General features: G+C 63.9%; 19 protein-coding genes and 1 tRNA gene. 5 read left to right on the top strand and 15 right to left on the bottom strand.

Going from position 1 to position 20,351, the window contains the following annotated elements:
- Positions 1–42 precede the first annotated feature (42 nt).
- Complete coding sequence (locus ACKTEK_RS06225) at positions 43–1,041, top strand: GGDEF domain-containing protein (protein ID WP_409164369.1); 999 nt, start codon at positions 43–45, stop codon at positions 1,039–1,041.
- On the opposite strand, the gene tenA is transcribed toward ACKTEK_RS06225, so the two are convergent.
- From tenA to ACKTEK_RS06180, 9 genes are all read right to left on the bottom strand, one after another.
- Positions 1,038–1,703, bottom strand: a complete 666-nt coding sequence (gene tenA / locus ACKTEK_RS06220) for a thiaminase II (RefSeq protein ID WP_409164368.1) — start codon at positions 1,701–1,703, stop codon at positions 1,038–1,040. The two genes, ACKTEK_RS06225 and tenA, sit on opposite strands and share 4 nt — an antisense overlap.
- Before the next feature lie 8 nt (positions 1,704–1,711).
- Positions 1,712–2,101: a Fe-S cluster assembly scaffold SufA gene (gene sufA, locus ACKTEK_RS06215; RefSeq protein ID WP_409164367.1), complete on the bottom strand. Its 390-nt coding sequence runs from the start codon at positions 2,099–2,101 to the stop codon at positions 1,712–1,714.
- A 113-nt stretch (positions 2,102–2,214) separates the two neighbouring features.
- Complete coding sequence (locus ACKTEK_RS06210) at positions 2,215–2,649, bottom strand: SUF system Fe-S cluster assembly protein (RefSeq protein ID WP_409164366.1); 435 nt, start codon at positions 2,647–2,649, stop codon at positions 2,215–2,217.
- Positions 2,646–3,875 (bottom strand): cysteine desulfurase, encoded by a 1,230-nt coding sequence (locus tag ACKTEK_RS06205; RefSeq protein ID WP_409164365.1) that lies wholly within the window; start codon positions 3,873–3,875, stop codon positions 2,646–2,648. The genes ACKTEK_RS06210 and ACKTEK_RS06205 overlap by 4 nt, the downstream gene beginning before the upstream one ends.
- 10 nt (positions 3,876–3,885) lie before the next feature.
- The gene (sufD, locus tag ACKTEK_RS06200) at positions 3,886–5,109 is read right to left on the bottom strand and encodes a Fe-S cluster assembly protein SufD (RefSeq protein ID WP_409164364.1); all 1,224 of its coding nucleotides are present in this window, start codon (positions 5,107–5,109) and stop codon (positions 3,886–3,888) included.
- Positions 5,110–5,121: 12 nt separating this feature from the next.
- Entirely contained in the window at positions 5,122–5,874 is a 753-nt protein-coding gene (gene sufC / locus ACKTEK_RS06195; RefSeq protein ID WP_409164363.1) for a Fe-S cluster assembly ATPase SufC, read from the bottom strand.
- Between the two features lie 32 nt (positions 5,875–5,906).
- Positions 5,907–6,092, bottom strand: coding sequence for a hypothetical protein (locus ACKTEK_RS06190; protein ID WP_409164362.1), 186 nt, complete (start codon positions 6,090–6,092; stop codon positions 5,907–5,909).
- A gap of 5 nt (positions 6,093–6,097) precedes the next feature.
- Positions 6,098–7,618, bottom strand: coding sequence for a Fe-S cluster assembly protein SufB (sufB, locus tag ACKTEK_RS06185; protein ID WP_409164361.1), 1,521 nt, complete (start codon positions 7,616–7,618; stop codon positions 6,098–6,100).
- A 61-nt stretch (positions 7,619–7,679) separates the two neighbouring features.
- The gene (locus tag ACKTEK_RS06180; protein ID WP_409164360.1) at positions 7,680–8,837 is read right to left on the bottom strand and encodes a cysteine desulfurase family protein; all 1,158 of its coding nucleotides are present in this window, start codon (positions 8,835–8,837) and stop codon (positions 7,680–7,682) included.
- Positions 8,838–9,083: 246 nt separating this feature from the next.
- Here ACKTEK_RS06180 and ACKTEK_RS06175 point away from each other — a divergent pair, with 246 nt between their 5' ends.
- A complete protein-coding gene (locus ACKTEK_RS06175) occupies positions 9,084–9,755 on the top strand; it encodes an alpha/beta hydrolase (protein ID WP_409164359.1) in 672 nt (223 codons plus the stop codon).
- A gap of 6 nt (positions 9,756–9,761) precedes the next feature.
- Here ACKTEK_RS06175 and ACKTEK_RS06170 read toward each other — a convergent pair whose 3' ends face one another.
- Positions 9,762–10,895, bottom strand: a complete 1,134-nt coding sequence (locus tag ACKTEK_RS06170; RefSeq protein WP_409164358.1) for an anhydro-N-acetylmuramic acid kinase — start codon at positions 10,893–10,895, stop codon at positions 9,762–9,764.
- A gap of 124 nt (positions 10,896–11,019) precedes the next feature.
- On the opposite strand from ACKTEK_RS06170, the gene tyrS reads away from it, so the two are divergent.
- Positions 11,020–12,264, top strand: coding sequence for a tyrosine--tRNA ligase (tyrS, locus tag ACKTEK_RS06165; RefSeq protein ID WP_409164357.1), 1,245 nt, complete (start codon positions 11,020–11,022; stop codon positions 12,262–12,264).
- A 19-nt stretch (positions 12,265–12,283) separates the two neighbouring features.
- Here the strand turns inward: tyrS and ACKTEK_RS06160 are convergent, their stop codons facing one another.
- On the bottom strand, positions 12,284–15,673 hold the full coding sequence (locus ACKTEK_RS06160) for an AsmA-like C-terminal domain-containing protein (RefSeq protein ID WP_409164356.1): 3,390 nt from the start codon (positions 15,671–15,673) through the stop codon (positions 12,284–12,286).
- A 365-nt stretch (positions 15,674–16,038) separates the two neighbouring features.
- Here ACKTEK_RS06160 and bcp point away from each other — a divergent pair, with 365 nt between their 5' ends.
- Entirely contained in the window at positions 16,039–16,503 is a 465-nt protein-coding gene (bcp, locus tag ACKTEK_RS06155) for a thioredoxin-dependent thiol peroxidase (protein ID WP_409164355.1), read from the top strand.
- A 67-nt stretch (positions 16,504–16,570) separates the two neighbouring features.
- A tRNA-Pro gene (locus ACKTEK_RS06150) sits at positions 16,571–16,648 on the top strand.
- Positions 16,649–16,694: 46 nt separating this feature from the next.
- On the opposite strand, the gene ACKTEK_RS06145 is transcribed toward ACKTEK_RS06150, so the two are convergent.
- From ACKTEK_RS06145 to plsX, 4 genes are all read right to left on the bottom strand, one after another.
- On the bottom strand, positions 16,695–17,558 hold the full coding sequence (locus ACKTEK_RS06145) for a MerR family transcriptional regulator (RefSeq protein WP_409164354.1): 864 nt from the start codon (positions 17,556–17,558) through the stop codon (positions 16,695–16,697).
- Between the two features lie 34 nt (positions 17,559–17,592).
- Positions 17,593–17,904 carry an integration host factor subunit alpha gene (locus ACKTEK_RS06140; RefSeq protein ID WP_409164353.1) on the bottom strand — a complete coding sequence of 104 codons (312 nt, stop codon included), beginning with the start codon at positions 17,902–17,904 and terminating at the stop codon, positions 17,593–17,595.
- 194 nt (positions 17,905–18,098) lie between these two features.
- The gene (locus tag ACKTEK_RS06135) at positions 18,099–19,073 is read right to left on the bottom strand and encodes a beta-ketoacyl-ACP synthase III (protein ID WP_409164352.1); all 975 of its coding nucleotides are present in this window, start codon (positions 19,071–19,073) and stop codon (positions 18,099–18,101) included.
- A complete protein-coding gene (gene plsX / locus ACKTEK_RS06130) occupies positions 19,070–20,131 on the bottom strand; it encodes a phosphate acyltransferase PlsX (protein WP_409164351.1) in 1,062 nt (353 codons plus the stop codon). The genes ACKTEK_RS06135 and plsX overlap by 4 nt, the downstream gene beginning before the upstream one ends.
- Positions 20,132–20,351 lie beyond the last annotated feature (220 nt).

Below are 20,351 nucleotides of genomic sequence, written 5' to 3'. Positions count from 1 at the left end.
TTCCTCCGAACGATTTCGTTCGGTGAGAACGCTCTCAAGTTCATGAAGAAGAACGAGAACCCGGCGTATCCGCGGACATATGAACTTTGGTACACATATTCTGCAGGCTACAATCGCGAACTCAACCAGGCGCTGAATGCCGCGCTTGACCGCCACGGCACCATCGATGCCGCCCTCCTCGACCGATTCTATGACGAGTTTGTCTCGCCGCTGAACCTCTCTGATCGTCTCGGGGATGTCAGCGACCAGATGTCCGTAGAAATCAACGAACTCATTCGCCGTATTGAGGAATCGACCGGCACCGTCGGCGAATATGGCAAGGAACTGAGCGACGCTGCCAACACGCTTTCATCGGACAGCAGCGTTGAACAGACTCGCTCTGTCGTGGCCCGTGTCCTCACCGCGACCCGTGCCATGGAAGACCGCAACTGCAACCTTGAAGAGCAGTTGCGCACCTCACGCCAGCAAATTGCCGAGTTACAGGACAATCTGGAGGCGGTTCGCACCGAGACCATCACCGACGTGCTGACCGGACTCGCCAACCGCCGCCATTTCGACCAGGCACTTGAGCGCCTCATTTCCTCCGAACGCCACGAGGAAAACCCGCTCTGCCTGATCATGTGCGACATCGACCACTTCAAGCGCTTCAACGACACCTACGGTCACCAGACCGGGGACCAGGTGTTGAAACTCGTGGGCGCGACGCTGAAGCAGTCGGTGAAGGGCCGCGACGTGGCTTCGCGCTACGGTGGTGAAGAGTTCGCCATCATCCTTCCGCAGACCGACTACGACTCGGCCTGTGTGGTCGCCGAGCAGATCCGTGCCGCGATCATGAAAAAGGAACTTGTGAAGCGCTCGACCGGTGAAAACCTTGGCCGCATCACCATGTCGTTCGGCATTGCGATGATGAACGTGTCGGATACGCCCGACTCGATGATCTCCCGTGCCGATGCTGCCCTCTACAAGTCCAAGCGCAACGGCCGCAATCGCGTGACCGGTGAAGACGCGCTGACCGACGAGGACGTTCAGGCCGTCGCCTAATCGGCGCCGGTCATTCCCATTTCCCAGAAATCAGCCTCAAGACGCGTGGCCTGCCGGAAAAGCTCCAGCAGGCGCGGATAACGCGCGTCAGTGAGGTTTTCAGCCGCGAGCCGGTTCAGCGTCGCACGGGCGTCCTGCGCCACCTGCTGGTACGCCTCGCCAGCATATTCCTCGATCCACACCGCGTAGGGGTTGGCGGCGTCAGAGCTCTGGCGTGCCGCCAGATCACGGCCAATTTCCGCATAGCCGATCACGCAGGGGCTGAGTGCACACAGCAAGTCCAGCAGGTCGCCCCGGTGTCCGGCTTCCAGCACGTAGCGCGTATAGGCGATGGTCGCGCGTGATTCCGAGGTCGATTCGAGTTCTTCAGGGGTAATCCGCCAGTCGCCGCACAGCTTTACGTGAAGCTGCATCTCGACATCGACGATGGCCGACAGGCCAGCAGCACAGGCGCGCATGTCCGCGAGCGTATCAGCCTTGGTCACGCCGAGCGCGTAGGCACGGGCAAACTGGATGAGGAAGAGGTAGTCTTGGACGAGATAATGACGGAACGCGGCCTCGGGCAGCGTGCCATCGCCCATGCCCAGAACAAAGGCATGGTTGGTATAGGCGCGCCATTCGGCCGCCGCATCGCCCTTCAGGCGTTCGAATATGCCGCTCACGGGTAGGATCAGGCCGGGTCGGTCGCGAAATCACCGACCGCCGGGGTAATGGCGACGGATTCGCCGCAGCCGCAGGCACTCGTCTGGTTCGGGTTGTTGAACACGAAGCCCGACGACAGCTTGCTGGTCTGGAAGTCCATCTCGGTGCCCAGCAGGAAGAGAACCGCCTTGGGGTCGATGAGGACGGTGACGCCCTTGTCTTCCACGACCTCGTCGCTCGACTGGATCTCCTCGGCATAATCCATCGTGTAGGACATGCCGGCGCAGCCACCATTGGTGACGCCGACGCGCAGGCCGGCAATCGACTTGTCGGAGTTCTCGATGATCTCGCGCACCCGTTCCGCTGCTGCATCTGTGAGCGAAACGACCTTGGGTCTGGGTCTGGCCTGTACGTTCATCGTCCTCAATCCATTGGATTATGGTCGGAACCTGGCGATTCCAACGCGTCTCGTTGGAAAAGAATCTAGGGTCTGCGGGTCAGGTTCGCAACGGGGCGACCTTGCCTGGAGCTTTAGAACATATCGAGAGCGACACGCGCCTCGTCGCTCATCCGGCTGGGGTCCCAGGGCGGATCGAAGACCATGTTGACCGTCACCGGCCCGACACCGCCGACCGAACTCACCGCGTCTTCCACCCAGATCGGCATCTCGCCGGCAACCGGGCAGCCGGGCGCGGTCAGCGTCATGTCGATATTGATCGAGCGATCATTTTCTATGTCGACGCGGTAGATCAGGCCAAGCTCGTAGATATCGACCGGGATTTCGGGGTCATAAACGGTTTTCAGCGCCGCGATGATGTCATCGGTCAGTGCCGTCAGCTCTTCCTTCGGGATCGTAGAGGCTGCATCCGGAGAATTCGCAGCGGGTGCGTCAGCCTTCGCCGCATCATCAGACGCGGCGTCCGCCTTGGCGTCGTCGTCCATCAGGTATGGGTTGTTCTCGGTCATTCGAACATCCGTTGCGCTTTCTCCAGCGCGGTGACGAGCACGTCCACTTCGTCCTTTGTATTGTAAAGGCCGAACGACGCGCGGCAAGTCGAGGTCACGCCATAGTGCTCCAGCAGGGGCTGGGCGCAATGCGTGCCGGCGCGCACTGCGACGCCTTCGCGGTCGAGCACGGTGGCGACATCGTGCGCATGGGCGCCGACCATTTCAAAGGAAACGATAGCCCCCTTCCCCGGCGCGTTGCCGAAGATGCGGATCGAGTTCATCTGGCCGAGGCGCTCGTGGGCGTAATCGCGCAGCGATTCCTCGTGTGCGGCGATGTTCTCGCGGCCCAGCGACTGCATGTATTTGAGCGACGCACCAAGGCCGATGGCCTGCACGATGGGCGGTGTACCGGCTTCAAAGCGATGCGGCGGCTCGGCATAGGTGACGAGGTCCTGTGTCACGTCGCGGATCATCTCGCCGCCGCCGAGGAACGGCGGCATCTTCGCCAGGAGGTCACGCTTTCCATACAGCACGCCGATGCCGCTCGGCCCGTAGGTCTTGTGGCCGGTGAAGCAGTAGAAGTCGGCGTCGAGCGCACGCACGTCCACCGGCATGTGCACGGCGGACTGGGAGCCGTCTACCAGCACCTTGATGCCGCGCGCATGCGCCGAGCGGATCACGTCGGCGACTGGCACGACCGTGCCGAGCACGTTGGACATGTGCGTGACCGCGACGAGCTTGGTGCGCTCGCTGAGCATCCCCTCGAAGGCCTCGAAGTCGAACGAGCCATCCTCCAGCACCGGCACCCACTTGATGACGGCGCCCTTGCGCTCGCGCAGGAAGTGCCACGGCACGATGTTGGAATGGTGCTCCATCAGGGAGATGACGATCTCGTCGCCCTCCCCGATCTCCTCAAGTCCCAGCGAGTAAGCAACGAGGTTGATCGCCTCGGTGGTGGAGCGGGTGAACATCACCTCGTCCACCGAGCCGGCGTTGAGGAAGTCGCGCACGGTCTCGCGCGCGTCCTCGTAGGCGTCGGTCGCGGCATTGGACAGGAAGTGCAGCCCGCGATGCACGTTGGCATACTCTTCCGTGTAGGCCTTCGTGATCGCGTCCAGCATCGCCTGCGGCTTCTGGGCCGACGCGCCGTTGTCGAGATAGACCAACGGCTTGCCATGCACTTCGCGCGACAGGATCGGGAAATCCCGCCTGACGGCCGCGACGTCGTATGGGGCTGCGCTCATGTCCATTCCGTCAGGCCAGGTGCCGTTCGAGCCACTCCTCGGCGACCGCCGAGAACTCCTCGGAAATCGCCTCGTCGAGATCGTCGAAGACCTCGTTGGCGAACGCCGAGACCAGCATGCGGGTGGCTTCCCTTTCGGGAATACCGCGCGCCATCAGGTAGAACAGGAAGTCGTCGTCAACCCGGCCCGTGGTCGCGCCGTGGCCGCACTGCACGTCGTCGGCGTAGATTTCCAGTTCCGGCTTGGCGTCCATCTCCGCGTTGTCCGACAGCATCAGGGCCTGGGTCATCATCTTGCCGTCGGTCTTCTGAGCGATCTGGCGAACCAGGATCTTGCCCTGGAAGACGCTGCGCGCGTCATCGTCGAGCACGGACTTGAACAGCTCGCGGCTGACGCAGCCGGGATGGGCGTGATCAACGAACATGGTCGTATCGATGTGGCGCTTGCCACCGGCCAGATGCAGGCCGCGCAAATTGGCATCGGCATCGGGACCGGAGAAGCGCAGGCCGATGTCGGTGCGCACCAGATCGCCGGTGGAGACCACCAGCAGAACGTCGAGCTTTGCGCCCTCGCCCACTGTGATCGCAAGGCCGCCGGAATGCACGCCCTTCGCGCCGCCATCCACGTGGCGGATCAGCGTCACGTCGGCACCCTTGGCAACGTCGAGATGGGTGACGTGGCCGGAAAACGCGCCTTCGCCATTGGCAGAAGACTTCTCGATGAAGGTCGCCTTGCCGCCCTCGCCGACGCTGTAGAGCGCGACCGTGTCGCCGCGCTTGCCGGCGGAGAAGGAAAACTCGGTGCGGATCGGATCGGATACGTCCGCGCCGGCGGCAACGTCGATCACCGCGCCGGTGCTGGCGAAGGCCTCGTTCAGGTCCAGCAGCGGGCTCTCAAAGCCGGTGAACCGCTCCGAAACGCGCTCGGCGATCTTCGCCCCGTCAGCCTCGACCGCGTACGCAAGCGAGCGGACGGTGACGCTGTCGGCGGCACCGGGAAGCGAGACCGATACCTCGCCCGGTTCCGGCATCTCGCGCAGGCGGGTGCGGATGTCGGTGTATTTCCATTCCTCGATCCGGCGATGCGGCAGGCCCGTTTCCTTGAAGCGGGCGAAGGCGCTCTCGCGCGCCGGTGCCAGCGCCGAGGCGCCAACGAGGTCGCCCTTGCGTGCGGCGAACTCGGACGCGATCTGCTGCTCGACCGGATTGTCGATGCGCTGTAGCTGTGCGCTCATGCTCAGGCTCCCTTATGCGGCGTCGACGAATTCGGCGTAACCGGACTTTTCCAGTTCCTTCGCCAGTTCCTTGCCGCCGGTCTTCACGATCCGGCCCTTGGACATGACGTGGACGACGTCCGGCACGATGTAGTCGAGCAGGCGCTGGTAGTGGGTGATGACGAGCATCGCGCGGTCCGGGCTGCGCAGCGCGTTGACGCCGTCGGCCACCAGGCGCAGCGCGTCGATGTCGAGGCCGGAATCGGTCTCGTCGAGAACGCACAGGCTCGGCTGCAGCAGGCTCATCTGGAGGATCTCGTTGCGCTTCTTCTCACCACCGGAGAAGCCGACGTTCAGCGGACGGCGCAGCATCTCCTGCGAGACGTTGAGCTTGCCCGAGGCATCCTTCACCGCGCGCATGAAGTCCGGCGTGGTCAGCTCGGCTTCGCCGCGCGCCTTGCGCTGGGCGTTCATCGCCGCCTTCAGGAAGGTCATGGTCGCAACGCCGGGAATTTCCACCGGGTACTGGAAGGCCAGGAAGACACCAGCGGCAGCGCGCGCGTCGGCTTCCATGTCCAGCAGATCCTCGCCCTTGAACAGCACTTCGCCGTCGGTGACCTCGTAGTCGTCCTTGCCGGCCAGTACGTTCGACAGGGTGGACTTGCCGGAGCCGTTCGGCCCCATGATGGCGTGCACTTCGCCCGCATTGATCTTCAGGTCGACGCCTTTGAGGATTTCGGTGCCGTCTTCCTCGATGCGTGCGTGGAGGTTCTTGATCTCAAGCATTGTCCGTTACCCGTTCATTCTGTGCAGCCCGTTCAACGGCTGCCAAACCATTTAATTAGCAAGAAGCCCGCTACCGAAGTCGCGACCAGAAGCACGACGATCTGCTGAATCCACCAGATCCGGTCGTCCCACTTGCTCGTCCAATCGAAAAGATAGACGTGGCGACGCTCGTTTTTCTTCGTTGGCTTCTTGTTCGATTCCTTCTGGGATGCAGCCAACTGCTCTACCCAACGCTGCCTTCAAGGCTGATGCCGATGAGCTTCTGGGTCTCGACCATGAACTCCATCGGAAGCTGCTGGATGACGTCCCGCACGAAGCCATTGACGATCAGCGCGACGGCTTCCTCCTCGCCCAATCCGCGCGCCAGGCAGTAGAACATCTGGTCATCGGAGATCTTCGAGGTGGTCGCCTCGTGCTCGAAGGTGGCGGAGGAATTGTTCGCCTCGATATACGGCACGGTGTGCGCCCCGCACAGATCGCCGATCAGCAGGCTGTCGCACTGGGTGAAGTTGCGTGCGCTGGTCGCCTTGCGGTGGGCCGAGACAAGCCCGCGATAGGTGTTCTGCGAGTGGCCCGCCGCGATGCCCTTGGAGATGATGCGGCTCGACGTGTTCTTGCCGAGGTGAACCATCTTGGTGCCGCTGTCGATCTGCTGGTAGCCGTTGGAAACGGCGATCGAGTAGAACTCGCCGCGCGAGTTGTCGCCGCGCAGGATGCAGCTGGGATACTTCCAGGTGATCGCTGAGCCGGTCTCGACCTGCGTCCACGAGATCTTGGAGTTCTTGCCGCGGCAGTCGCCACGCTTGGTGACGAAGTTGTAGATGCCGCCCTTGCCGTCCTTGTCGCCCGGGTACCAGTTCTGGACCGTGGAGTACTTGATCTCCGCGTCATCGAGCGCGATCAGCTCGACGACCGCCGCGTGCAGCTGGTTGGTGTCGCGCATTGGCGCGGTGCAGCCTTCCAAGTACGAGACGTAGGACCCTTCATCCGCGATGATGAGCGTGCGCTCGAACTGGCCGGTGTCACTCTCGTTGATGCGGAAATAGGTCGACAGCTCCATCGGGCAGCGGACGCCCTTGGGGATGTAGACGAACGAGCCGTCTGAGAAGACCGCCGAGTTCAGCGTCGCGTAGTAGTTGTCGGTCACGGGCACGACGGATCCGAGATACTGCTTCACGAGGTCCGGGTGCTCGCGCAGGGCCTCGGAGATGGAGCAGAAGATGATGCCGTGCTTGGCCAGTTCCTTCTTGAAGGTCGTGACCACGGACACGGAATCGAACACCGCATCGATGGCGACATTGCCATAGGGGCGCGCGCCGCCGGAATCCTCGTCCAGCGTGCTGGGCTCGTCCATCTTGCGGACGCCCGCCAGAATTTCCTGTTCCTTCAGGGGGATGCCGAGCTTTTCGTAAGTACGCAGGAGCTCCGGATCGACCTCGTCCAGCGACGTCGGACCGTCCTGCCCCTTGGGGGCGGCGTAGTAGTAGAGGTCGTCGAAATCGATTTTCGGGTAGTCGAGCTTCGCCCATTTCGGCTCATTCATCGTCTGCCAGCGCTTGTAGGCGTCAAGACGCCATTCAAGCATCCATTCGGGCTCGTCCTTGCGCGCAGAGATGTAGCAAACGATATCTTCATTCAGGCCCTTGGGGGCCTTTTCCATCTCGATGTCGGTCGAAAAGCCATACTTGTACTTGTCGACGTCAATCGCCTTGACCTGTTCGATCGTTTCCTGGACCGCTGGCATTCTCTTCTTCCTTCCGCTCGCGGTTTCAAGGACCGCGGTGGACCAACCTCAATAATTCAACTCAGGCGGCGGACCGCCGCGCACCGGCCGGTGCGCAAATCTTTTCCCATGCCGCAACGAAGGCTTCTGCCTCTTCGCGCGTGGTGTCGCGTGTCAGGCTGACGCGAAGCGCCGCCTTCTTCAGCCCGCTATCAAGGCCCATGGCTTCGAGCACATGACTGGGGCCGACCTTGCCCGACGAGCAGGCGGAGCCTGCGCTGATCGAGATGCCGGCAAGATCGAAGGCAATGACGGCGGTTTCCGCCTGTACGCCATCGAGCGCCACACAGATCGTGTTCGGCAGCCGCGGCTGATCGCCGCCAAGGATGCACGTGGTTGGAGAGATAGTGCAAAGACGCCCCTCAATCCATTCCCTCAGGCCCTGAATCTCGGCCCAGCGAGCGGATTCGTCGCAAGCCTCGCGGGCGCTCGCGCCAAAACCCGCGATACCCGGCACGTTCTCGGTGCCGGCGCGGCGGTTTCGCTCCTGCCCTCCTCCACCAATATGAGGGGCTGCGAACGTCACGTCCGCATTGCGGATCACCAGCGCGCCAACGCCCTTGGGAGCGCCCATCTTGTGGCCCGACAGCGAAACGAGGTCGGCATCCGCCGTGACCTTTGCAAGATCGAGCCGGCCTGCCGCCTGGACGGCGTCGCAATGGAGCACGCCGCCCGCCGCGTGGACGACTTCGGCAATCTCAGCCACGGGCTGGATGACGCCGGTCTCGTTGTTGGCGGCCATGACGCTGACTAGCGGCACGGCACCACCGGGCAACGCCCCGAGCATCGTGGCAACCGCCTGCGGCGCAATGCGTCCATCCTTGCCGACCGGTATAGTCGCGCGCGCATCTGCGCCAAAGCGCCCGCCCCACAGCACCGACGGGTGTTCGATGGCCGACACAAGAAGATGCGTTGCAGCCTTGCCGCCAAGCTTCAAGCCGCCCAGCACAATCGCGTTGGCTTCCGATGCGCCGGACGTGAAGACGATATCCGACGTCTTTGCGCCGGAAAGGGTTGCAACGGCTTCGCGCGCCTCGTTGACGATGCGGCGTGCGTCGCGGCCTTCGGCATACACGCTCGACGGGTTGCCGGCATCGAGCGCGTTGGCAGCCGCATCACGGGCGGCGGCACGCAACGGCGCGCTGGCATTGTCATCCAGGTAAATGCGGTTGGCGCTCATGAGCCCTTGGTATCTGCGGCGTCCACTCCGGCCGCAATTGGCCGAAATGTCGGTTTTCCTTGCAATTCCGGGTCCGCTTCGTGCTATCAACCGCCTTCTGCGGGCAGCGGACCGGCTGCGATAACCGTAGTTTCGAATGATTCTAAACTGGTTTTAGGAACCAGTACCCGGAGTGTCAAGAAACGGGTCCGTATTTCCCCGTAAAGCCGCAGCGATATTGCATCGAGCGCCTGCAAGCGAGTCATCATGCCAGAAGTCATCTTTACCGGCCCGGCGGGCCGTCTCGAAGGGCGCTACCAGCCGCCCCGCACCCGCACCACGCCGGTGGCCATCGTCTTGCACCCGCACCCGCAGTTCGGCGGGACGATGAACAATCCGCTCACCTACCAGCTCTTCTACATGTTCCAGAAGCACGGCTTCGGGACGCTGCGGTTCAATTTCCGCGGCGTGGGCCGCAGCCAAGGCGAGTTCGACCACGGACAGGGCGAACTGTCCGATGCCGCTGCCGCGCTGGACTGGATGCAGGCGCTGAACCCGGATTCGCGGGCCTGCTGGATCGCCGGTGTTTCCTTCGGTGCGTGGATCGGCATGCAGCTGCTGATGCGCCGTCCGGAGATCGAGGGCTTCATCTCGGTTGCCCCGCCCGCCAACCTCTATGACTTCAGCTTCCTCGCGCCCTGCCCCTCGTCGGGCCTCATCATCCACGGCGATGCCGACAAGGTGGTGCCGGAAAAGGACGTGCAGGGTCTCGTCGACAAGCTGAAGACCCAGAAGGGCATCACCATCGAGCAGCAGATCATGCCCGGTGCGAACCACTTCTTCACCGACCATGCCGAGCAGCTGATCGAGTCCTGCGACGATTATCTGGTCCGCCGCCTCACCGCCATCGAGGCCGAACTCGCCGGCGGCGAGGAATAAGCTCTCTCAAGCAGCCGTGCCGGGCAAGGCGACCGCGCCGCCCGGCATCGCGACCTTCACCCCTGTGGTGCCGGGATAGGACAGCGGCAGGCCGCGCAATGCGCGCACGGCGAGATAGCCGAAGGCCTGCGCTTCCATGAACTCCGACGACAGCCCGTAGTCTTCCGCGCGCGAGACCGGCACCTGCAGCCGGTCGGCGAGCCCCTGCAGTATCACCGGGTTATTGACCCCCCCTCCGCTGACGACCCATGCCTGCGGCGGTTCGGGAAAATGCCGCAGCGCCGCTGCAACGCTCTCCACCGTGAAACCCGCAAGCGTCGCAGCCCCTTCCTGCGCGGCAAGCCCGGAGATGATGCTGCTGGCCGTCCCGGCGAAATGGTCCCGGTCGAGGGACTTGGGCGCCGGCTCGTCGAAATACGGGTCTTCCATCAGCTCCGCCAGGCGCTTTCGGTCGACCTGCCCGCTGCCGGACAGACGACCGTCAAAATCAGCCGCCTGGCCGGTGTGCTGCATCGCCCAGTCATCCAGCAGCGCGTTGGCCGGCCCGGTATCAAAGGCGATGAGGGAACCGTCGCGGCCGATATAGGTGACATTGGCAACGCCCCCGAGATTGAGGAAGGCGACCGGCGCCTTCAGCGCGCAGCGGGCTGCCAGCGCACGGTGAAACACAGGCACGAGCGGCGCGCCCTGACCGCCGGCGCGCATGTCCGCCTGGCGCAGGTCATACACGACCGGAATGCCGAGACGGCTCGCCAGCGCATGCGCATCGCCGATCTGCACCGTGAGCGCACGTTCGGGCCGGTGGATCACGGTCTGGCCGTGAAACCCGACGACTCCGACGTCCCTGGCCGCGATTCTGTGCTCCCGGCAGAAGGCTTCGATGGCTTCGGCGTGGCGCTCTGTCACGATGCGGCTGGCCTCAGCGAAATCGGGCGCACGCTCCTCGTTCGAAGCGCTTGCGGCCTCCTTCAGCGCCGCGCGCAGGATCGCTCGATCGCCCGCGGAATAAGGGCTGGCATGCGTCGGCCCGAAGGCGGAAACGCTGGCGCCGTCGGTGGTGATGGCGGCCACGTCGACGCCGTCCATGGAGGTGCCGCTCATCGTGCCGATGGCCAGCACGTCGGGATATCCGGAATCCACCGCTTCGCAACCCCTTGCCCGGTGGCGGCAGGCCCGCTAGACGCTACCACCTGACCCAAAACTGAAAGCCGCCCGATCCGGGGCGGCCGGTTTCACCCTTACGTGCATCAGGGCGCGAATATCAATGGCGACGTACAAATCCGACTTCCTGCAAGTGCTGCACGAGCGCGGCTTCATTCACCAGGTCTCCGAACCGGAGAAGCTGGACGAAGCACTCAAGGATGGTCCCGTCACCGCCTATGTCGGCTATGACGCGACCGCCAGCAGCCTGCATGTCGGCTCGCTTGTCTCCATCATGATGCTGCGCTGGTTCCAGAAGACCGGCAATAAGCCCATTGTGCTGATGGGTGGCGGCACCACGCGCGTCGGCGACCCAACAGGCCGCGACGAGAGCCGCAAGATGCTGAGCGACGACGTCATCCAGTCCAATATCGACGGCATCAAGCGCATCTTCTCCGAGTTCATTTCCTTCGGCGACACCGGCAACGAGGCCGTGATGGTCAACAATGCCGACTGGCTGCTGGAACTGAACTATGTCGACTTCCTTCGCGACGTGGGCCGGCACTTCTCGGTCAACCGGATGCTGAGCTTTGAATCAGTGAAGCAGCGGCTCGACCGCGAGCAGCCAATGTCCTTCCTCGAATTCAACTACATGATCCTGCAGGCCTACGACTACGTGGAGCTTTACAAGCGCTACGGCTGCACCCTGCAGATGGGCGGATCGGACCAGTGGGGCAACATCGTAAACGGCATCGACCTTGGCCGCCGCATGGCCGAGGCGCAGCTCTACGCCCTCACCTGCCCACTGCTGACGACCTCGTCGGGCGCCAAGATGGGCAAGACGGCCTCGGGCGCTGTCTGGCTCAACGCCGACATGCTGAGCGCCTACGACTACTGGCAGTACTGGCGCAACACGGAGGATGCCGACGTGACGCGCTTCCTGAAGCTGTTCACCGAACTGCCGATCGACGAGATCGCCCGGCTCGGCGCGCTGCAGGGCGCGGAGATCAACGAGGCAAAGAAGATCCTCGCCACCGAGGCGACCGCCATGGCCCATGGCCGCGAGGCGGCGGATAAAGCCGCCGGCACCGCGCAGCAGACCTTCGAGCAGGGTCAGAACGCGCTCGACCTGCCGACCTTCACCATGAATCTTGGGTCCGGCGTCGGCTTGCTGACAGCATGTGTCGAAGCCGGTTTTGCGGGATCGAATAGCGATGCCCGGCGGTCTGTGCAGTCCGGCGCGGTGCGCATCAACGATCAGGCTGTCAACGACCCCAAGATGATGCTGGACGCCTCGCACGTGGGTCCGGACGGAGTCATCAAGCTGTCCATGGGCAAGAAGCGCCACGCGCTGATCCGCCCGGCCTGAGCGCGCAGGGAGCGTTGCCCTAGCGGTTCTGCCCCTGAGCCATCGGGTCGAAGCGGTCGACCTGGCTTGGCTGCGGCGCGCCGCCCGGCCGGGACTGCACCGGCGGCGGGCCGCCGGTGATGGCCCGCGTCGGCGCATCCAGCAACAGGCGAAAGATACCCGGCGTGACGGCGGATACCGGGTTCACAATCAGGTTGGGCTGGTTGAGGTTGCCGCGCACCGAGAAGTTCACGCCGATCAGCCCTTCATCGGCGCGACCGCCGAGGATCGTGCCGATCAGCGGTACCCGCCCGAAGAAGTTGTTGATCGCGTAGAGCGGCACGTAGGTGCCGTTGACGTTCAGGTTGCGGCCGGTGAAGTCGATCCGCCCGTCGAATGTCGCGCCGATGGCTGGTCCGCGCATCACACCGTTGGCCAGATCGAACACGCCGCGCGAGCGGTTGAAATCCACGTAGAATTCATCGAACCCGAGATTGGCCGCGTTCGGCTGCTCGCGCTTTGCCGCCGCCTGCCAGGAGGGGTCCGATGCCATCTTACCTGTCTCGTTGATGAGCGTGGACAGGCTCGGATCCTGCTGGATGGCAAACCGCACCACCTGGATGCGCCCGCGCATGTCGCCCTTGCCGGGGCCGAGATTGGCCCGCAGGGCCATCTGGCCGCCGCGCACGCGCGAATACATGTCGATCCAGCGCAGGGTCCGCCCCGCGTTGCTGGCCGCAAGGCTCAGCACCTGGTTGTTGGCATCGTTGCCAGCAATCTCCAGTCGCACGGTGGAGTTGTCGGAGAATGCGCCTGTCATCTTCAGCAGCGAGATCGTGTCGCCGCTCATGTCGAGCTTGACGTCGACGCCCTGCAGCACTTCGCCGTTATAGCCGCGCCCCGAGCCGATATTGGCCGTGAACTTGTAGCGGCGGGAATCGAGCGCATTGCCAGCGCCGTCCGAAATGCCGCCGGTCTTCGCATTCTCGATGATGCGGCGCATGTCGAAGCGAACCGCCTCGATCTCGCCGGTCAGGTTGCCGTTGGCATCCGCGCTGAGCCGCGCCTTTGCAGTGTCGTCGGCCTGCAGGCGGAAGCTGTCGAAGTTCAGATGGTGGACGCCGCCATTGGCGCGCAGCACGCCGTTGCCCGACAAGAACAGTTCGCGCCCCGACAGTCGCAGATCGGAAATGGCCGTACCGCCCGTTTCCTGGTCCGGAGACAGCACGGCCACGAGGTTGGCGGGCGACCCTGCGGGCTTGTCGAGGCCGATGGCCGGCTGGAAGAGCCGCGCATCCTTGAGGTCGGCTTCAACCCGTCTGCGCCCGCCGCCAAGCTCGATCAGGTTGACCGGGAAAGTGCCCTGCACCAGCGAGCCAAAATTCAGGCCGAGCTTCTTGCGCGCGTCTTCGTCCAGGATCAGCGCGACCTTGCGCTCCGCCGTCTGGTTGGTGCCGTAGAGCGGTTGCGTCATGGCGATATCCGCGCCGACGCCGTCGATCTGCCCCTGCCCCTCGACGCGAAGAACGCCCCCCGAAATCGAGAACGCGACGTTGCCCTCCTCAATGGTGCGCTCGGGGCCTGCCGGGAAGCGCAGCCCGCCCACCGTTCCGTCCACCACGAGGCCGGTATCCTCGACCTTCAGCCCCGGACGAACCTCGAAGTTCATGGAGGTGGTGACAACCGCGTTGCCATCGATCTTGGAAATATCGATGTTGTTCTTGGTCGGAATGTTGAGCGGGTCGTGGTCGAGCAGCAGCAGGTGCGCATCAAGGCCGCCGCTGGTCAGCACGCGCAAGTCGGCGCGGGCGGGGTGCTGGCGGGTATCGGCGATGACGTAGCGCGCCTGCTCGACGGCGATGATCTCGCCATTTTCCAGCGGGATATGCGCACCGCTCCCCGCCATGCTCATCTCGAAGCTGGTGGGCGTCCACGTGCCGCGCAGCTGCGCGTTCCGGATGGCAGGCAGGTCCTTGAAGTAGCCGAACTCGGTGTTGGCCGTGCGGAAATCGACGCGCACGGAATCGCGCGTCAGGTTCTCGAACCCACCTTCCTGCGCAAGTTCGCCCGGCTTGATGTCGATAGTCACGGTCGCATTGACGATTTCGCCGCCAAAGATCTGCTTTTCGAACCAGTCACGCGAGTTCTCGGCCAGTCCCACGGGCCAGAGCTTGCCGAAGGTTTCCAGCGACATGGCCGCCAGCCCGCCGCGCAGCGCGACACCGGGTGAACCGGGCGCAGCGCGCATGTAGCCGATCATGGATAGCGAGGCTTCTCCGGCGATGAAATCAAAACGGGAAATCTGCGCCTGGCGCGTGTTGAGGTCGAAGGTTGCGTCGAAGACGATGGCATCTAGCTTCACCGGCGCGATGTCCTCGCGCGGGGCGAGCACCACGTCCGTGAAGCCGAACCCGACGGGGATCGTTCCGTAGGCCATGGAGCGGTTGTCGGGCAGCAGCACTTCGCCTGCCAGCACCGCCTTGCTCTCGCCTGCAAGGATTCGCGACGGCAGGATGCGCAAAACGCGGCGAGAGGAATCCCACACACCGGAGACGCGCGCTTCATCGATTGCGAAGTCGATATCGTTGCCCATCGCGACACGCCCGGCACCGACCAGCAGGTCGAAGCGCCCTTCGGCAATTGCGCCGTTGGCAAGCGTCACCAGCGCCACCTGGCCCGAGACCGGCGTATCGAGCCGCACTGAACGCGTGAGATTTGAGCTTGAACCACCGAAGGCTTCCGGGATCAGGTCGGCGAATGCGAGTTCGACCGTCAGGCCGCCGTCTGACCGGCGCTGGAGCCGGCCATTCATGGCCCACTCGCCCGTCTCGGTTTCGCCGCCGCTGACTTCCATGGCGATGGAGGACTCGCCCTCACCGGTGTCCTCGGCGTAGAGGCGAGCATTGACTGCATCGAGTTCCGGCCCATCCCGAACAGGCAGGACTGTCGCATCGCGCACCGACAGTTCGCCGATACCGCCTTGCTGGTTGAGGACGAGAAAAGCCGCCGCGACAATGTCGGCGGCGTTCATTTCATCGCCGCCGCCCACGTCGCTGCCTGCAAGCACGATACGCGGAGACGTGATGACGAGTTCATCGGGATCGAAGCGGCCAAAGGTGGCTGCCAGCGTGCTGAAGCCGACGGAAATCGAAGGCGCGGCGAAGACCGGCGAGCCGGTTTCGTCGGAAAGCTGGATATCGTTGAGGCGAACGCCGAAGCCGAGACCGTTGTCTTCCAGAGAGAGGCTCGAAACCGCAAGCGACATGCCCTCGGGCAATCGTTGCTCGACGGCAGCGACAACGCGTGGCGCAACCCCGCCTATGGGCACCGGACCGGCAATCAGGACCAGGTGCAGGAGCAGAAAGAGCGTCACCCAAAGGCCAACCACGCCGGCCAGCGCATAGCCCGCGAAGCGAGCGGGTTTCGGCAAACGGGAGAATTGCCTGTAGCCGGACTGTCCAGCCGCACGGGAGCGATGGCCAAGGTGCCGCCATTGCCGCATGCCGCCACGCACCGCACGCCGCCACTTGGGCGTTGCAGTTTCCGGCGTCGTCCGAGGACCGTTTCCGGCTTCGGGCTGTGAGGCGTCTGACAAGCGGTTCTACCCCCTGGCGACCGCACGCGCAGATGGCGTGGATCGGGTTTCGCCGACCTTATAAAGTGACTCGCGCGCAGGCGATGCCCAACGATGGATAGCGTAAATGCCCGCCGCGAAATAATCCCCGCGCCAGTTCGCGCAACTGACGATCAAGTTCCTGTTTCAACACGCAAAAGCGGACGAAAGGATGGCAGTACATGGCAGCCGAGGAAGGCAGCAAGGCCCCAGACTTTTCACTTCCCACGGACACCGGCAGCGAGATTTCGCTCGGCGATTACGCGGGAAAGGCGCTGGTTTTGTATTTTTATCCGCGCGCCGACACCAGCGGCTGCACGAAACAGGCCATTGCATTCACGCAAATGCAGGAAGACTTCGCAAAGGCCGGGGCCAGCATCCTCGGCGTTTCGCCCGACAAGCCAGCGAAGCTGTCGAAATTTCGCGACAAGCATGTCCTGGGCGTGGCCCTTGCAGGCGACGAAAGCCACGAGATGATGGAAGCCTATGGCGTGTGGATGGAAAAAAGCATGTACGGCCGCAAGTACATGGGCGTCGAGCGCTCCACATTCGTGATCGATGGCGACGGCGTCATCCGCAAGGTCTGGCGGAAGGTGAAGGTCGCCGGTCACGCCGAGGAGGTGCTGGAGGCCGTCAGGGCGCTCTGAGCAACGCGATTTCGCGAGCACTGGGCCTTGCACTTCGCGCGCCCAAACGCTAATCCCCTGCAACGTTCGGAGCGTGGCGCAGCCCGGTTAGCGCACCAGTCTGGGGGACTGGGGGTCGCAGGTTCAAATCCTGCCGCTCCGACCATCTTTCCAATCCGGAAATCTCGCACGGCTCAGCGCGCCAATTCGGCTCAGCGCTTGAGCGCTTCCGTCAGCAGGTTCCGGCACTCTCCCAGTTCAAACAGCACCGATTGCAGCCGGCGAATATCGTCGGCCGAGAGCGATTCCCCGATGCGCCCCACGGCGGGTACGGCAATGGGCGGTTCCGCCTTGCCCTCAGCCGCCGGCTGGGCCGGTGCGGCGGCAGGCGGCTTTTCTGCTGTCGGTGCGGGTGCCGGTTGCGGTGCGGGCGGTGCTGCGGGTGCCTTTGCCGGGGCCGGCTCCTGCGGCTGACTGGCTGCAACACGGTCATGGGCAAAGATGCGCAGGGAATCGAGCCGCGGGAGCGGCGGCAACTCGGTTTCGTCTCCGCTGGCAGGCTTGGTGGTGGATGCAGGCGCAGTGGCGGGCGCAGGAGTCGGTTCAGGTGCAGCCGGCGGTGCCGGGGCCGGTGTGGGTGCCGGAGCCGATTGGGCAGCGGGTGCTGGCGCGGCAGTCGCCGGTGCGGGAGGCGCTGGTGTCGCGATCGGCGCAGGTGCGGGTGCCGCAGGTTGCGGCGTCGGCTGCACCAGAACAGGCGCTGCGGGTTCGGGCGCCGCCGCCATCTCGCCGCCCGGCATGCGGCCGGCACCGATGTCGATCACGTGGCGCACGCCGCGATCCTTCAGGATGCGCTGAACGCCCTTGATCGTAAAACCGTCGCCGTAGAGGAGTTTGCGGATACCGCGCAGCAGGTCGACATCGTCGGGCCGGTAGTACCGCCGTCCGCCGCCCCGTTTCATCGGCTTGATCTGCGAAAAACGCGTTTCCCAGAACCGCAACACGTGCTGCGGAACTTCAAGGTCGTCGGCGACCTCGCTGATCGTCCTGAAGGCGTCCGGCCCCTTGTCAGCCATCTGCGTGCTCAAACTCCCCGAAGCACGTCAACGATCACTCGCCGTCTTCGTCCGCCGCGCCGTTCATCCGGTTCTTCATCACCGGGCTCGGCTTGAAAACCATCACCCGCCGCGGGGCAATCGGCACCTCGACGCCCGTCTTCGGATTGCGGCCGATACGCTCGCCCTTGTCGCGAAGCATGAAGGACCCGAAACCGGAAAGCTTGACGTTCTCGCCACGCTCCAGCGTCTCGATCACCTCATCGATCAGCATTTCGACGAGCTCAGCGGATTCAGCACGCGACAGGCCGACTTTCCGGTACACCGCTTCGCAAAGGTCGGCACGCGTGATTGTCCGCCCTGTCATCGCAAGAACCCCCGCCACTTCGTTGAAACGTCTGGAATTTCAGACCTGCGGTCGTTGCGTGCCGCATTCGCCGGGCATGGTAGAAACGCCGCGCTCGCCGGTCAACGCAGGCAAACGCCCAAATTGAGTGCGAACGCGATTTTCGTGGTCGGTGTGTCTTGAACGCACCCCGCCCCAACGGGATGCAGGCGGCGTCACCAGCGAACGAGCGCCGCGCCCCATGTAAAGCCGCCGCCAAGCGCCTCGACGAGGACGAGATCGCCCTTCTTGATGCGCCCGTCCTTGACCGCGACGTCCAGCGCCAGCGGAATCGAGGCGGCTGACGTGTTGCCATGGTTCTCGACCGTCATGACGATCTTTTCTTCAGGCCAGTCGAACTTGCGGGCCGTGGCATCGATGATGCGGCGATTGGCCTGATGCGGCACGAACCAGTCGAGGTCGTCGGCCGTGTAGCCGGCCTTTTCCAGTGTCCGGTCGATAACGCCGTGAACCAGCCCTACTGCCTGACGGAAAACCTCGCGGCCATCCATCTTCAGATAGCCCGCAGTCTGGGTGGTCGACGGGCCGCCGTCGACATAGAGCTTGTCGCGGAACTGGCCGTCGGCGCGAAGGTCGCAGGAGAGAATGCCGCGACCGTTGGCGTCCGCCTCGTCAACCGCTTCCACAACGACCGCACCCGCACCGTCGCCGAACAGGACGCAGGTCGAACGGTCGGTCCAGTCGATGATGCGCGAGAAGGTTTCGGCGCCGATCACAAGCGCCTTCTTCGCCTGCCCGGCCTTGATCAGCGCATCGGCATTCGACAGCGCAAAGACGAAGCCGGAGCACACGGCATGCAGGTCGAAGGCGAACCCCTGGTGGATGCCGAGATTGTTCTGCACCGTCAGGGCCGTGGCCGGGAACGTCTGGTCCGGCGTTGCCGTGGCGACGATCACGAGATCGATCTCGGAGGCGTCCATACCGGCATTGGCGAGCGCGGCGCGGGCCGCCTGGGTGCCGAGGTCCGAGGTGTACTCACCTTCCGCCGCGATGTGACGCGCACCGATACCGGTGCGCTGCCGGATCCAGGAATCGCTGGTTGCGACCATGGATTCCATCTCGGCATTGGTCAGGCAACGGGCCGGCAGGTACGAACCCACCCCCCGCACGACGGAACGAACCGAACTCACGAAGCAATGTCTCCAGCGATCTTGGTGGTCAAATCCTGATCCTGGCGATAGCGCTCCAGATCTTCGGTGATTTTCTGCAAAAGGTCGTTTTCGGCGATGTCACGGCCCAGTGTTACGGCGCTGGCGAAGCCTTCCGCGTCCGCGCCGCCATGGCTCTTGATGACGATGCCGTTGAGGCCAAGGAACACGCCGCCGTTCACCTTGCGCGGGTCCATCTTGGCGCGCAGCGTGTCGAAGGCGGACTTGGCGAAAATGTAGCCGATGCGCGACAGGATGCTGCGGCTCATGGAAGAGCGCAGGTATTCCGCCATCTGCCGGGCGGTGCCCTCGGCGGTCTTCAGCGCGATATTGCCGGTGAAGCCCTCGGTCACGACGACGTCCACCGTGCCCTTGCCGATGTCGTTGCCTTCCACGAAGCCCGCATATTTCATCGGCAGGTCGGTATTGCGCAGGATGCGGCCGGCATCCTTGATCATCTCGAGGCCCTTGACCTCTTCCACGCCGATATTCAGCAGTCCGACCGTCGGCCGGTCGATACCGAAGACGGCGCGCGCCATGGCTTCACCCATGACGGCGAAATCGACGAGCTGGTTGGCATCGGACCCGATGGTCGCGCCAACGTCGAGTACGACACTCTCGCCGCGCAGGGTCGGCCAGATGGCCGCAATGGCCGGGCGTTCGATGCCAGACAGCGTGCGCAGGCAGAATTTGGACATGGCCATCAGCGCGCCGGTGTTGCCGGCAGAAACCGCAAGCGCTGCCCTGTCGGAGCGCACCGCGTCCAGCGCCAGCCACATGCTGGAGCGCCAGCGGCCCTTGCGCAGCGCCTGGCTTGGCTTGTCGTCCATGCGCACGGCGACGTCGGTGTGCTCGACTTCGCAGATCTTCTTGAGCTCGGGAAACTTGTCGAGTTCGGGGTTGATGAGCGCCTCGTCCCCGATCAGCAGAAAACGCGTGTCCGGCCGGCGCTGCCGTGCAACGGCGCAGCCCGCAACGATGACTTCGGGGCCGAAATCACCCCCCATCGCGTCGATGGCTATCGTTGGAACGTTGGACATGTGTTTAACGCGAGGCTCAGCCGTATCTTGTTGTTCTGGCTCGTCACGCCCGCGAGGCGGGACCAATTCAGGCCTTGCCTGTGGCCGACGCCACCCGGCCCTGGCACCGCGCAGCAATGCCCCACCTGTGCAGGCGGGTCAACCACTTCCCCCCGGAGCGCGGCGACAATACCAAGTCACATGACCGACACAAGCGCGATTCCTCGCGCCCACGGCAAAA

This window comes from Tepidamorphus sp. 3E244 (assembly GCF_046159835.1).
GTDB lineage: Bacteria > Pseudomonadota > Alphaproteobacteria > Rhizobiales > Tepidamorphaceae > JACKJK01.
Note: the sequence above shows the minus strand (reverse complement) of the source record. Positions and strands in the feature narration are given on the sequence as shown.